General features: G+C 43.1%; 12 protein-coding genes. 3 read left to right on the top strand and 9 right to left on the bottom strand.

The features are described from left to right. Together FTV18_RS07600 and FTV18_RS07605 are read left to right on the top strand one after the other, a co-directional pair. Nucleotides 1-96, top strand: a 96-nt coding sequence (locus FTV18_RS07600; RefSeq protein WP_075175639.1) for a transposase domain-containing protein, incomplete at its 5' end; no start/stop codon positions are given. Between the two features lie 55 nt (nt 97-151). Continuing rightward, nucleotides 152-463, top strand: coding sequence for a hypothetical protein (locus FTV18_RS07605; protein ID WP_159123600.1), 312 nt, complete (start codon nt 152-154; stop codon nt 461-463). Nucleotides 464-629: 166 nt separating this feature from the next. On the opposite strand, the gene FTV18_RS07610 is transcribed toward FTV18_RS07605, so the two are convergent. The 5 genes from FTV18_RS07610 to FTV18_RS07630 all read right to left on the bottom strand — a co-directional run bounded on the left by FTV18_RS07610 (nt 630) and on the right by FTV18_RS07630 (nt 5,901). Next, nucleotides 630-1,304: a 3-oxoacid CoA-transferase subunit B gene (locus FTV18_RS07610; protein ID WP_179992558.1), complete on the bottom strand. Its 675-nt coding sequence runs from the start codon at nt 1,302-1,304 to the stop codon at nt 630-632. Then, nucleotides 1,304-1,972 carry a 3-oxoacid CoA-transferase subunit A gene (locus FTV18_RS07615; RefSeq protein ID WP_179992559.1) on the bottom strand — a complete coding sequence of 223 codons (669 nt, stop codon included), beginning with the start codon at nt 1,970-1,972 and terminating at the stop codon, nt 1,304-1,306. The genes FTV18_RS07610 and FTV18_RS07615 overlap by 1 nt, the downstream gene beginning before the upstream one ends. Nucleotides 1,973-2,022: 50 nt before the next feature. Then, the gene (locus FTV18_RS07620) at nt 2,023-3,303 is read right to left on the bottom strand and encodes an MFS transporter (protein WP_180017317.1); all 1,281 of its coding nucleotides are present in this window, start codon (nt 3,301-3,303) and stop codon (nt 2,023-2,025) included. 210 nt (nt 3,304-3,513) lie between these two features. Further along, complete coding sequence (locus tag FTV18_RS07625) at nt 3,514-4,713, bottom strand: acyl-CoA dehydrogenase (RefSeq protein ID WP_005235711.1); 1,200 nt, start codon at nt 4,711-4,713, stop codon at nt 3,514-3,516. Between the two features lie 33 nt (nt 4,714-4,746). Continuing rightward, nucleotides 4,747-5,901: an acyl-CoA dehydrogenase family protein gene (locus tag FTV18_RS07630; protein WP_034171043.1), complete on the bottom strand. Its 1,155-nt coding sequence runs from the start codon at nt 5,899-5,901 to the stop codon at nt 4,747-4,749. 568 nt (nt 5,902-6,469) lie between these two features. Here FTV18_RS07630 and FTV18_RS07635 point away from each other — a divergent pair. Then, complete coding sequence (locus tag FTV18_RS07635) at nt 6,470-7,306, top strand: IclR family transcriptional regulator (RefSeq protein WP_004785687.1); 837 nt, start codon at nt 6,470-6,472, stop codon at nt 7,304-7,306. Nucleotides 7,307-7,468: 162 nt separating this feature from the next. On the opposite strand, the gene FTV18_RS07640 is transcribed toward FTV18_RS07635, so the two are convergent. The 4 genes from FTV18_RS07640 to betB form a co-directional block, all read right to left on the bottom strand. After that, complete coding sequence (locus FTV18_RS07640; RefSeq protein ID WP_180017319.1) at nt 7,469-9,667, bottom strand: OsmC domain/YcaO domain-containing protein; 2,199 nt, start codon at nt 9,665-9,667, stop codon at nt 7,469-7,471. Nucleotides 9,668-10,022: 355 nt separating this feature from the next. After that, a complete protein-coding gene (locus FTV18_RS07645; RefSeq protein ID WP_180017321.1) occupies nt 10,023-10,793 on the bottom strand; it encodes a hypothetical protein in 771 nt (256 codons plus the stop codon). A 127-nt stretch (nt 10,794-10,920) separates the two neighbouring features. Then, nucleotides 10,921-12,576, bottom strand: a complete 1,656-nt coding sequence (betA, locus tag FTV18_RS07650) for a choline dehydrogenase (protein WP_180017323.1) — start codon at nt 12,574-12,576, stop codon at nt 10,921-10,923. A gap of 10 nt (nt 12,577-12,586) precedes the next feature. Continuing rightward, a complete protein-coding gene (betB, locus tag FTV18_RS07655) occupies nt 12,587-14,062 on the bottom strand; it encodes a betaine-aldehyde dehydrogenase (protein WP_179992564.1) in 1,476 nt (491 codons plus the stop codon). Nucleotides 14,063-14,068: the final 6 nt, after the last annotated feature.

Below are 14,068 nucleotides of genomic sequence, written 5' to 3' on the forward strand. Positions count from 1 at the left end.
GCCTATTTAAGTGATGTGCTGAAAAGGTTGCCGACACATAAAGTGACTCAGATTGAAGAATTGCTACCACACCGCTGGAAACCTGAACCGAATTAAAAAATAGGCATGGGGTTCAGCGGACGCTTACACTTAATCTTTTGAATAAAACCGAATGAAGATGCAATCATATTTCAAGTATTTCTGTTTTGGATTTGCAGCATTCTCTTTATTCCAAATTTATTCGGATATTGTAGATGGTAAAACAGAAATTAGTGCATATTTAGGAAATATCGGGTTATTTCTAGTATGTATTGAAATGGGCGTTCTAATGACTTATGAACAACTCACAGCTGAAGTAACGTTAAGAAATTTCTTTTCCAAAGATAAATCTCTATCTCTCTCACCAGTTGGGATCTTTGCTCATACACTAGGGAAAATTGGATGTATCTTATTAATTATTGATTTTGTAATAAGCTTTGCCTAAAAATTTCTAGCTCATTTAACATAATGGCGATTATGCAAAATTTAGTTGCAATCTAAAAATAGAAATGTCCACTTTTAGAATACGTAACTAAACGCATAAAAATACAGCGTAAAAAAAATCGCAGCCTAAGCTGCGATTTTTAACCATATTTAAATGATTTAGCTTATTATACGGATGCTTTTAACTGTGCAGCTGCACGGCCATCGAGCAACTTGCAACCTGTCTGTTGCTGAAGTTCCTCAAAACTCAAGCCATCGACCATTTCTAGCACCCAAGCCTGATTATCTTTGAGTTCAATAATACACAAATCGGTATAAATGCGGTCAACGCAGTTTTTACCGGTAATCGGATAAGTCAGCTCTTCCACAATCCGTGGTTCGCCATTTTTAGTGACATGTTCCATGCAAACATAGACACAACGAGCACCAACCGCCAGATCCATCGCCCCACCCACCGCTGGAACCGCATCCAGTGCACCGGTATGCCAGTTAGCGAGATCACCGTTCACAGCAACCTGAAAGGCGCCCATAATACAGAAATCTAAATGGCCGCCACGCATAATATCGAAGGAATCTGCAGAGTTCATAAAACTGCCGCCATCCAGCATGCTGACTAGTTCTTTACCGGCATTAATCAGATCATCATCAGCTTGATCAGGATCAGTTAAAGCGGTAAAACCCAGAACGCCATTTTCGGAATGCAGGATAATATCCTGTTCAGGCTTTAAATAACCGGCAACGCGTGTTGGTAAGCCAATGCCTAAATTCACATAAGAACCGGTCGGAATATCCTGTGCAACTTTTTCTACAATCTGTTCGCGTGTACGTTTTTGAATTGTCATTATTTGATATCTCCTACCTTCACCACATGCTGCACAAAAATACCCGGCGTTACGATAATCTCTGGATCAAGCTCGCCTAGCTCTACAATTTCATGCACTTGGGCAATTGTTGTTCTGGCTGCTTTTGCCATTAACGGGCCAAAGTTTCGGGCTGCTTTACGGTAGGTTAAATTGCCCCATTGATCAGCCTGATTGCCATAAACCAAGGCATAGTCTGCATGAATTGGATATTCCAACACATAGTCCTTGCCATTGATATGACGGGTTTCTTTGCCTTCAGCAATCTTGGTGCCGTAACCTGTGGGTGTAAAAATAGCGCCCAAGCCTGCACCCGCTGCCTGAATACGGCAAGCCAAGTTGCCTTGTGGCACCAGTTCTAACTCTACTTTTCCAGCTTTATACAGCTCTTCAAACACCTTTGAGTTATTGGCACGAGGAAATGAACAGATCATTTTTTTCACCAGTCCTGACAATAACAGGTTGGTTAGGCCACGGTCACCAGAAGCAGCATTGTTGTTGATGATGGTCAAATCTTTAGGACCAATATCAATCAGGGCTTCAATCAGTTCGATTGGCTGTCCTGCCAGACCGAAGCCACTGGTCATAATATGCGCACCATCTGGAATCTGCTTGAGTATGGTTTCGATATCCTGTGTGATTTTATTCATTTAATTGCTTCCTAGCATCTTCCTGTCTTTATAAATGTTTGATCAATTAATTAGTCAGCTTTTTGTGGGTCAAATAAACGGTTTTTAATGAAAATCGCCGGGATCAGGCCACAAATAAAATAAGCCACACTCATGATGAGTAGACCTGTACCAATTGAGCCACCTTGCGCAAAATAACCGATGGTTAAAGGTGCCAATACTGCGCCTAGACGGCCAATGTTATAAGCGCCACCTGTTGCTGTACCACGGACTTTGGTAGAGAAACTTTCAGTCATATAAGTCGCATTAATGCCATATGGAATACCGTAAAGGAATCCGAAAAACAGCATTAGCCATAAGATATTGTCCGGTGTGTTACCAAAGACAATGATAGGAATAAAGATTGCGGTGCCCATGGTACCGAAAGCAAATACTGCACGACGACCAATTTTATCCGCAATAATGCCTGCGATCACTTTGGTACACATCATGATCAGGAAGGTCCCAATCATATAGGTGGTCATTTCTTTAAATTTAATACCTAAGTCTGATTCCAGATAAGCCGGTAACCAGTTACTTACGCCGTAATAACCAAACTGTAAGAATGCGGTGCTGAACGACCAGAGGATGAACATGCGACGGCTTAAAGCATCGGCAAAGATCATTTTGAAGGTATTCTTCGGCTTTTCCTGCACTATGCCGCTGGCTTTGGCTGCCAATCTTTCTTGACGTGCCTTTAACCAGGCTTGTGGTTCTGGTACCAGGAAGAACATGCCAATCGCAAGAACAATCGGAACAATGGCAATATAGTAAAGATAACGCCAGCCTAGCTCTGGAAGCAGCCATCCTGCAAGTACAGTGGCAACGACTGAACCAAGTGTCCAACCTGTCATTAAGGCAGCAAGTACTGTAGAACGATATTTTGTTGGCACATATTCTGCCATTAGAGTATTACAGGCAATATAGAGGGCACCCAAGCCAATTGCTGACAAGAATCGCAACCACTTAAATTCTTCATAGCTTTGAGTAAAGCCTAGCCAGAAGGTTAATGAAGAGAATAAAGCGATCGCAATCACAATCACCCGAACTCGTCCAAAGCGGTCACAAGCCCAGCCACCAAAAAAGCCACCAATGGCCATACCAGCAAGTGTCCAGCTACCGAGTGCACTTGCCTGAATACTACTTAAAGAAAATTCTTGTTTGAGGCTGGTTAGACTGTAGGCTAATAGTGCAAGATCTGCACCATCTACCAATAATGCTAAAAATGAAAAGATAAAAGCCAGAATCCAGACCTTTTTCTTAGGCATATTTTCTTCTGGTAGAAGGTTTTGTTGTGAATTAAGCGTATTCATAATGTCCTTTACACTTTGCTGGCACTCCTGTGCCCTTTAGAAGTTTATGTTTCACCTAATTAATTAAATGAAACATAGAATGTTGAATTGATCTTTAATTCTGAATCTGACTAGATTTTTAAAATCTATCCCAGAACTGGATTGGCTGACTTTAATTAAAGTCAGCCAAAACAAACTAGCCAGCAATGCTGGCTAGAAGTTGATCTGCATTTAGTTGGAAAATGCAGCAATACCTGTTTGAGCACGTCCTAGAATTAAGGCGTGTACATCATGGGTACCTTCATAAGTGTTGACCACTTCCAGGTTCACCAGATGACGTGCCACACCGAATTCATCAGAAATGCCGTTACCGCCCATCATGTCTCGCGCTAAACGGGCAATATCTAAGGCTTTACCACAGTTATTACGCTTGATCAGTGAAGTACCTTCTACTGAAGCAATGCCTTCGTCTTTCATACGGCCAAAACGTAATGCTACTTGCAGACCCAACGCAATTTCAGTTTGCATGTCTGCCAGTTTTTTCTGGATCAGCTGATTCGCAGCCAATGGACGACCGAACTGTTTACGGTCCATGGTGTATTGATGCGCTGTATGCCAGCAGAATTCAGCTGCACCCATCGCACCCCAGGCAATGCCATAACGCGCACTGTTCAGACAGGTAAATGGACCTTTTAGACCACGAATTTCCGGGAACGCGTTTTCTTCTGGAACAAAAACATTGTCCATCACGATTTCACCGGTAATCGAAGCACGCAGGCCAACCTTACCGTGAATCGCTGGTGCAGAAAGCCCTTCCCAGCCTTTTTCTAGAATAAAGCCACGAATATCACCGACATTGCCTTCAGGAGACACTTCTTTTGCCCAAACCACAAAGACATCAGCAATCGGACTGTTGGTAATCCACATTTTCGCGCCCGTCAGACGGTAACCACCATCGACTTTTTTGGCACGAGTAATCATGCTGCCCGGATCAGAACCATGATCTGGTTCAGTCAGACCGAAACAACCGATATATTCACCGGTCGCCAATTTCGGCAAATATTTCTGTTTCTGTTCTTCAGAACCAAATTCATTGATTGGCACCATCACCAGAGAACTTTGCACACTGGCCATAGAACGGTAACCTGAATCCACACGTTCTACTTCACGGGCAATCAGACCATAGCTGACATAATTTAAGCCGGCACCGCCGTATTGCTCAGGAATGGTTGGACCCAACAGACCGAGTTCACCCATTTCACGGAAAATGGTTGGATCAGTTTTTTCATGACGGAACTGTTCTAGTACACGTGGCATCAGCTTGTCCTGACAGTATGCATGTGCGCTGTCACGGATCATGCGCTCTTCTTCAGTCAGTTGCTGTTCCAGTAAAAATGGATCTTGCCAGTCAAATCTAATTCTTGTGCTCATTTTAATATTTCCAATATTCTAAAAATCTGCTGCTTAAGCAGTCGCTTGTTTAATCATTTCACGTGCGATGATGATTTGCTGGATTTGAGTAGTACCTTCATACAGACGGAACAAACGCACATCACGATAGAAACGTTCAATTGAATATTCACTGATATAGCCCGCGCCACCATGAATTTGCAGACAGCGATCCGCTACACGGCCACACATTTCAGTCGCAAACATTTTCGCGCATGAAGATTCAGTGGTTACATTCTTGCCTTCGTCACGCAGACGAGCAGCATCTAGAACCATACATTTCGCCGCATAAATCTCAGCTTTAGAGTCTGCCAGCATGCCTTGGATGAGCTGGAAATTCGCAATCGGTTGACCGAACTGCTTACGTTCCACTGCATAATTTAAAGCATCTTCCAGCATACGCTCTGCCATACCTACGCTATAGCCAGCAATGTGCAGACGGCCTTTATCCAGGACACGCATTGCAGTTTTAAAGCCAATGCCTTCAACACCACCGATCAACTGATCTTTATGAACTTTACAGTTGTCAAAAATCACGTCACAAGTGTATGAACCGTGTTGACCCATTTTTTTATCAATTTTGCCCAGACTTAGGCCCGGTGTATTCGCTTCTACCAGGAATGCAGAAATGCCGCTTGCACCTTTGATATCAGGATTGGTACGCGCCATCACCGTAAATGTTGTTGCACGCGGTGCATTGGTAATAAAACGTTTGGTACCGTTTAAAATATAGTAATCGCCATCTTTAACCGCGCTGGTTTTTAAAGATGCTGCATCTGAACCTGAATCTGGCTCAGTTAAACAGAATGAACCAATGATTTCACCAGTCGCATAACGTGGCAGGTATTTCTGTTTTTGCTCTTCTGTACCGTCAATCACGATCCCGCTTGAACCGATCCCGTTATTGGTCCCGATCAAAGAACGGAATGCAGCCGATGTACGGCCTAATTCCATTGCGACCAGAATTTCCTCTTCCATGGTGATACCTAAACCGCCGTATTCCTCTGGAATGGTTAGGCCAAACAGACCCAATTCTTTCATCTGCTCGACAATACGCTCAGGAATCGCGTTGCTTTCTTCAACTTCATGTTCTAAAGGGACTAGTTCATTTTTGACAAAGTTACGAATAGTCGAAAGAAGTTGCTCAAGCATTTCCGGATCGCGAATCATAGGGATCTCCATGTTATTTAGTTCATCTGGGTAAATTCCTTTACCCTTTAATTTTAGTTTCGTAATACGAAATAAATAATCATAAAAATTCATTTTGAGCAAGAAAAATTATTAAAAATTTTATTTTTTAAGCAAAAAAGCAAATTTTTCTAGCTTTAATTAAAAATTATAGTTAGAATTTTATTTCACAATGCGAAATTTTTAGATTGTTAGTAGATTTAGAAAAGAGTTAGATGATCTGAATCAGATCATAATTGATTCTATAAAAGCGCAGCGAGATAAGAATGTTTCAATTAAATCGTGCTGATGATTCTCGTTTTGATTGGCTCCATTTTCCTGAAATTTTATCTGGCGAACTTTAAATTTTCTAAAGATACTTAAAGATCATTACAGGTCTCAAAAACCTGTAAATTCTGCATCGTTTTTAGCTGAATAGCGCTAATTGACTTAAATACAGATAAAATGAGCACTTTTTTATTTATTTTTATCATTAATAGAAGTGTTTTATTTTGTATCGTGAAATTTAATTGCTATCATATTTATTAATTTACCTTTAATTGCTCTGACCATGACAAAAAATAAAACTGGCGAAATACCTAATTTTGATGAGATCCGTTTAGATCCGATTTCACATATTCATAGAGAAAATAACCCGCAATTTATCGCGTCTATTGCACGTGGTTTAGAAATCCTCAGATGTTTTTCCGCAACGAATCAATTACTGGGCAATCAGGAAATTGCACAACTCACTAATCTGCCAAAACCGACTGTTGCCCGGATCACCAGCACGTTGGTTTCTTTAGGTTATCTAAAACAGTTACCGAATACGACCAAATACCTGTTGGACGTTGGTGTATTGGCTCTGGGTTATGCGGCGCTCAGCAATATTTCGGCACGTACACAGGCTTATCCATTTATGGAAGAAATGTCACGTTATGCGCAAGCGCCTGTCGCCATGGCAACACGTGATCGTCTGAGCATGATTTATTTGGAAGTCGTTCACACAGAGTCTACTTTGACCATGCGTCGTCCAGTTGGCTCTACCCTGCCTATTCATAGTAGTGCGATGGGTCGTGCCTGCCTGGCTGCGATGGAAGTTAAAGAACGTGAGTATCTGTTTGATGCGATCAAGAAAAGAAATGAAGATCAATGGCCAACCATAAAGCGTAATTTAGAACGTGCCATCCGTGATTATCAGGATTATGGCTATTGCTTATCTCTCGGTGATTGGGCCAAAGATGTAAACTCTGTCGCTGTGCCATTGATTCATCCTAAACATGGTATTTTGACCTTTAACTGCGGCGCGCCAACTTACCTGCTCAATCAGGAAAAACTGGAAAATGAAATCGGTCCTCGTCTGATTCATATGGTTAATAACATTTCCCTGACTTTAAATAATATTTAAGCTGTTATTTAAGATTTAAATGGGCGGCAATGATCGCCCTTTATTTTTTCTTTTTTAAATTACTTCTAAAATTTTAGAGCAATAGAAAAATAGCCCATTCTAAGATGGGCTATTTTTTTAAAGATTTAAAGACTAGCAAAGTCAGCTAATCATCTTCACTTACTACGCTGCTACAAACTTGACACGCGCTGCATGGAGTTTCTTGTAACTATCAATTAAACGTAGATGACGATCCAGACCTTCAAGCTGCATATTGGTTTCAGCTAAACCGTAGAAACGTACTGTGCCTTCTACTGAACCTAGGACTGCATCCATACGGGCATCGCCAAACATACGACGGAAGTTGTGTTCATAGTCTTCCAGTTCCATTTCATCATCCAGAATGACTTCAAGCACTACATTCATGCACTGATAGAACAGGCCACGTTCAACCGTGTTGGTATTGTATTGCAGGAACTGCTCAACCAGATCTTTAGCTTCTTCAAATTGCTGTAACGCCAGATAGATCAGCAGTTTTAGTTCCAGAATGGTTAACTGACCCCATTCGGTATTTTCGTCAAATTCAATCCCGATCAGGGTACGGATCTCGGTGTAATCATCTTCATCTGCTTCTTCCAGACGTTCAACCAGAGCTTCCAGCTGTTCATCATCCAGACGATGCAGGTTCAGGATATCTTCACGATATAACAACGCCTTGTTGGTATTGTCCCAAACCAGATCTTCCATCAGATAAATCTCAGAATAACCTGGAACTAGAATACGACAAGCGGTTGCACCTAAATGCTGATAGACCGCCATATAAACTTCGTGGCCCATCTCTTCCAGAATGGTAAACAATTCCTGCGCTTCATCGGCATTTGAGTTTTGGCCATTATTGGTAAAATCCCACTCGACAAAATCATAATCAGATTTTGCACTGAAGAAACGCCAAGACACCACACCACTTGAGTCAATAAAGTGCTCAACAAAGTTATTCGGTTCAGTGACTGCATTTGAGCTAAAGGTGGGTTTTGGCAGATCATTCAGGCCTTCAAAACTACGGCCTTGTAACAGTTCAGTCAGACTGCGCTCTAAAGCCACTTCAAAGTTTGGATGTGCACCGAATGAGGCAAAGACACCACCCGTACGCGGGTTCATCAAGGTCACGCACATCACCGGGAACTGACCGCCTAAAGAAGCATCTTTGACCAGTACTGGAAAGCCTTGCTCTTCTAAGCCTTTAATGCCTTCAACAATTTTCGGATATTTTGCCAGTACGTGTTCAGGTACATCCGGCAGTGCCAGTTCACCTTCCAGAATTTCACGCTTAACCGCACGTTCGAAAATTTCAGACAGACATTGCACTTGAGCTTCAGCCAAAGTATTGCCCGCGCTCATACCATTACTGAGGTATAGATTTTCAATCAGATTCGATGGGAAATATACAGTTTCACCATCAGACTGACGTACAAATGGCAATGAACAGATACCGCGTGCTTTATTACCTGAGTTAGTATCATAAAGATGAGTGCCTAGTAATTCATCTTCAGGATCATAAATTTCACGGGTATGTTCGTCTAAAACTTCTTCTGGCAATTCACCATTTGGACCTGGCTGGAACCATTTTTCATCCGGATAATGCACAAATTCTGCATTGGCAATATCTTCACCCCAGAACTGATCGTTATAGAAGAAGTTACAGTTCAGACGCTCGATGAATTCACCCAGTGCAGATGCCAGCGCACTTTCCTTGGTTGAACCTTTACCATTGGTAAAGCACATCGGTGACTGAGCATCACGAATATGCAGTGACCAGACATTCGGTACAATGTTACGCCAAGACGCAATTTCAATTTTCATGCCGAGGCCTGCCAGAATCGCAGACATATTGGCAATAGTTTCTTCGAGTGGTAAGTCTTTACCCGGAATACAGGTCTGGCTGTCTGAAGCCAGATTTGGCATCAACAAAGCCTGCGCATCGGCATCAATGCTTTCAACTTCTTCAATAACAAATTCAGGACCGGTTTGAATGACTTTTTTGACGGTACAACGGTCGATCGAACGCAAAATCCCCTGACGGTCTTTTTCAGAGATATCAGCCGGTAGCTCGACCTGAATTTTAAAAATCTGTTTGTAGCGGTTTTCAGGATCGACGATATTGTTTTGAGACAGACGGATATTGTCGGTTGGAATGTCACGCGCTGCACAATAAACTTTAACAAAATAAGCTGCACACAACGCAGAAGATGCCAGAAAATAATCAAATGGACCTGGCGCAGAACCATCACCTTTATAGCGAATCGGCTGATCGGCGATTACCGTGAAGTCATCGAACTTGGCTTCCTGACGAAGATTATCGAGATAATTGACCTTAATTTCCATGTGGATACCTAAATATTCTTATGTGCCACCATGGACAGATAAGATGCTAAATCTGAATATACAAGCCGAATCACGGAGGAGAATTTGACTCAAAAATAAAAATAACCCGGGTTAAACCTTCAACCAGTTAGTTTCAGGATAAGCTCGAGTAAGAATGGGCGCTATTATAGAATCATTTTATGAAATTGATAATGTTTGCTCGAATTTCCTGCAGATTTATCAAAATATCTGTTAATTAAATATTCAGAAAATCTGGCTTTAAGCCGGGAACAGACTGTTTTTATTAATACTTGCTGTTCCCGACTGGATTTTATGGACTGCGAAATGCGTCTTTTAAATCAGATCAAGATCTAACTTAAAAGTCATAGCCAATACCAAACACAGCGAGATCGCGCTGTTTATCACCAAAACGGTCGTAACCACCGAAGATATAATCACCAGACAAGGTCAATTTCGGCGCAACTTCATAACTCAATCCGGCAGTTGCATAACGGAAAGCATGCTGTTTTGTGGTATTACCTAGCTCATTACCTTCATATTTGCCTTCATCATTAAAATAACCACCTGCTGCACCGACATGCGCACCCAGCTTATCATTAATCTGATGGGTTAAATCCAAGGTATAAAAAGTATCACCTTGATTGGCATAGGCGACATCATATAAATAGGTCGATACACCCGCTGTGACGCTGGTCTTGTCATTCAGTGCACGACTTACATTCAAACCTAATTCATTTGAAGTGGTATGGCTGCCACCCGGATAATAGTAGGTCGCATCCCAAAAATTCCAGTCGTAGTTTTCACTGCTATAGGTATAGCCCACGATAAAATCATGTTCGACTTTATCGCGACGATGTGACTTCTTGCCTTCCAGTTCCGGATAGGAATAACCTAAGGTTGAGCCCCAGTAACCGACATAAAAATTACCATAAGCCAGATTCAGCGCTGCCTGTAAGGCAACGTCATCATTTTCTGGCGCATTGGTCAGACCACGGGAGATGTATTTAGAAACTACACTGATGTTTCCACTGGTTTCAATTTTTTTTGCTTCTGCATCATCTGCAAAACAATAAACACTAGAAACAGCAGCACAGCCGAAAAGGACTGTTTGTTTGAAAATTCTCATAAAATATAAATTATATTAAGCAAAGAATGGATAACACTGAAACCGACTACAGTTTTATCCAGCTTTGGGTAAAAATAAATTCCGCTATATTCCTTGATGCAACAAACAACAGGAATATAGCCATGACTTAAGCGCGTGGGGCCCGGTAGAAAGGCGCTGTAGAAGCAGGTAATGCCTGCTTGCCACGGATATGATCTGCAAGCTTTTCAGCCATCATGATCGTGGTTGCATTGAGGTTGCCTGTAATAATAAGCGGCATAATTGAAGCATCGATGACACGCAGACCTTGCATCTCATGCACACGCCCATAACCATCGACAACTGCCATATCATCCTCACCCATTTTACAGCTACAGGACGGATGATACGCTGTTTCTGCATGATTACGAACAAATTCATCAATTTCTGCATCAGTTTGCAGATTTTTGCCCGGACTAATTTCTTCACCACGATATGGATCCAGGGCTGGCTGATGCATAATTTCACGGGTAATACGGATAGCATCACGGAATTCGCGCCAATCCTGTTCGGTACTCATATAGTTGAACAGAATGCTTGGATGTTCAAACGGATCCTTGGATTTTAGGCGAACCCGACCACGAGATGGTGAACGCATGGAACCGACATGAGCCTGGAAGCCGTGTTCATGAATAGCATTGGTCCCATTATAGTTAATCGCCACTGGCAGGAAGTGATACTGGATGTTTGGCCATTCAAACTCATCCGAAGAACGGATAAAGCCACCCGCTTCAAACTGGTTACTGGCACCAATGCCTTTACCCAGGAATAACCATTCTGCGCCAATCATGGGCTGGTTATACCATTTCAATGCCGGATATAAGCTGACCGGTTTTTTGCACTTATATTGTAAGTACATTTCCAGATGGTCTTGCAGGTTTTCACCCACACCCGGCAGATCCTGAACCACTGGAATATCCAGACTTTTTAATAACTCAGCCGGACCTACACCAGAGCGTTGCAGAATTTGTGGAGATGCAATTGCACCTGCACATAGTAGAACTTCACGATCCGCAAAGACCTGAATCGGCTGCAAGGTATTTTGACCTTCAAAATATTCTACGCCAATCGCCTGATTGCGATTAAACAGAATTCGGTTGGTCATGGCATGGGTAATAATGGTGAGATTATCCCGGCCTTTGGCCATATCCAGATAACCACGTGCCGTACTGGAGCGACGACCTTGTGGTGTCACAGTACGATCCATTGGCCCGAAGCCTTCCTGTTGGTAGCCATTCAAGTCATCGGTACGTGGATAACCGGCTTGAACCCCAGCTTCGACCATGGCATGAAACAGCTCATTATTACCATTCTTAGGCGTTGCGACTGAAACCGGGCCTGAATCGCCATGATAGTCATTGCCTCCAATATCGCGGGTTTCAGCTTTTTTGTAATAGGGTAGACACTGCGCATAGTTCCAGTGTTCCAGACCTTTAAGGCTGGCCCACTGTTCCAGATCCATAGCATTACCACGGATATAGCACATGCCATTAATCAGTGAAGATCCGCCCAGACCTTTACCACGGCCGCATTCCATACGGCGATTGTTCATGTGGGGTTCTGGATCGGTCAGATAGGCCCAGTTATAACGGCGTCCTTGTAAAGGATAAGCTAAAGCAGCCGGCATCTGGGTTCTAAAATCCAGACGATAGTCCGGGCCACCTGCCTCAAGTAATAGCACCTTAGTATTTGGATCTTCAGTTAAACGCGCTGCCAGAACATTACCCGCAGAGCCCGCACCGATAATAATATAGTCGTAATTCATCAAATCCCCCTTATGCGCTAAATACAGACTGGAAAGGACTGAGTTCGACCTGAACCGATTTGGTCTGAGTGTAGTGCTGTAAGGTCACAAGCCCATTTTCACGTCCGACACCGGAATGTTTATAACCACCGACCGGCATTTCTGCTGGCGATTCACCCCAGGTATTGATCCAGCAGATACCTGCTTCGACCTGATGAATAATTCGGTGTGCACGGGCCAAGTCTGGTGTGACGACACCTGCAGCCAGACCATAATCGGTGTCATTGGCACGACGAATGGCTTCTTGCTCGGTGTCATAACTCAGGATACTCATGACAGGACCGAAGATTTCTTCACGCACAATGGTCATGTCATCGCGGCAGTCGGTAAATACGGTTGGCAGGACATAAGCCCCTTGGGCAAACTGTTCATCTTCGGCACGGCCGCCGCCACACAATAAGCGCGCCCCTTCTATCTTGCCTTTTTCGATATAGCCCAGCACTTTTTCCATATGCTCAAAGCTGGACACTGGGCCGAAATTGGTTTCAGGATCGAGAGGATCACCCATACGGATATGTTCAACACGCTGCAAAATCTTTTCTTCAAATGCTGCTTTCAATGCCAAAGGTACAAAAACACGAGTACCGTTGGTACAGACCTGACCAGAGCTATAGAAGTTGGCCATCATGGCAATATCAGCCGCTAGATCCAGATCGGCATCTTCACAGATAATCAGCGGAGACTTACCGCCCAGCTCCATAGTGACTTCTTTCAAACTAGAATTGGCAGCTTGCGCCATAACTTTTTTGCCGGTAGAAACGCCACCAGTGAATGACACTTTGGCAATATCGGGATGCGAAGTCAGATAACCACCAATTTCACCACTACCAGTCACCACATTAAATACACCATGCGGTACACCGGCTTCAGTATAAATTTCTGCCAGTTTCAACGCAGTTAAAGGTGTGACTTCACTGGCTTTGAAAATCATGGCATTGCCTGCAGCGAGTGCCGGTGCAGATTTCCATAAAGCGATCTGAATTGGATAATTCCATGCGCCAATTCCAGCGACGACACCCAAAGGTTCACGGCGGGTATAGACAAAGGAACTGCTTCTCAGCGGGATTTGCTGGCCTTCAAGAACCGGTAGAATCCCCGCATAATATTCGAGTACATCTGCACCTGTCGTAATATCAACAGTCGATGTTTCACTAAAGGCTTTACCGCTGTCCAGACTTTCTAATTTTGCCAGCTCATCGTTGCGCTCGCGTAAAATGGCGACTGCCTTGTTCAAGATGCGCGAACGTTGAATCGCGGTCATTTCTGCCCAGACTTTTTGCCCTTGTTGTGCAGATTCAACCGCACGATCGATATCATTTTTTGAACATACCTGCACTTCAGCCAGGACTTCGCCTGTTGCAGGGTTAATAGTTTGAAACGTGCTATTGGACGTTGCATCGACATATTGTCCATGGATATAAGGACGTTGCAGTTTGAATGTTGTCAATGGAAT

It is taken from the genome of Acinetobacter sp. YH12241 (genome assembly GCF_013417535.1).
Lineage (GTDB): Bacteria > Pseudomonadota > Gammaproteobacteria > Pseudomonadales > Moraxellaceae > Acinetobacter.

Coding starts and splice junctions, on each gene's coding strand:
- FTV18_RS07640 (WP_180017319.1), bottom strand. CDS start 9,667: ATGGAAATTAAGGTCAATTATCTCGATAATCTTCGTCAGGAAGCCAAG.
- FTV18_RS07630 (WP_034171043.1), bottom strand. CDS start 5,901: ATGATTCGCGATCCGGAAATGCTTGAGCAACTTCTTTCGACTATTCGT.
- FTV18_RS07615 (WP_179992559.1), bottom strand. CDS start 1,972: ATGAATAAAATCACACAGGATATCGAAACCATACTCAAGCAGATTCCA.
- FTV18_RS07635 (WP_004785687.1), top strand. CDS start 6,470: ATGACAAAAAATAAAACTGGCGAAATACCTAATTTTGATGAGATCCGT.
- FTV18_RS07645 (WP_180017321.1), bottom strand. CDS start 10,793: ATGAGAATTTTCAAACAAACAGTCCTTTTCGGCTGTGCTGCTGTTTCT.
- FTV18_RS07620 (WP_180017317.1), bottom strand. CDS start 3,303: ATGAATACGCTTAATTCACAACAAAACCTTCTACCAGAAGAAAATATG.
- FTV18_RS07610 (WP_179992558.1), bottom strand. CDS start 1,304: ATGACAATTCAAAAACGTACACGCGAACAGATTGTAGAAAAAGTTGCA.
- betA (WP_180017323.1), bottom strand. CDS start 12,576: ATGAATTACGACTATATTATTATCGGTGCGGGCTCTGCGGGTAATGTT.
- FTV18_RS07625 (WP_005235711.1), bottom strand. CDS start 4,713: ATGAGCACAAGAATTAGATTTGACTGGCAAGATCCATTTTTACTGGAA.
- FTV18_RS07605 (WP_159123600.1), top strand. CDS start 152: ATGAAGATGCAATCATATTTCAAGTATTTCTGTTTTGGATTTGCAGCA.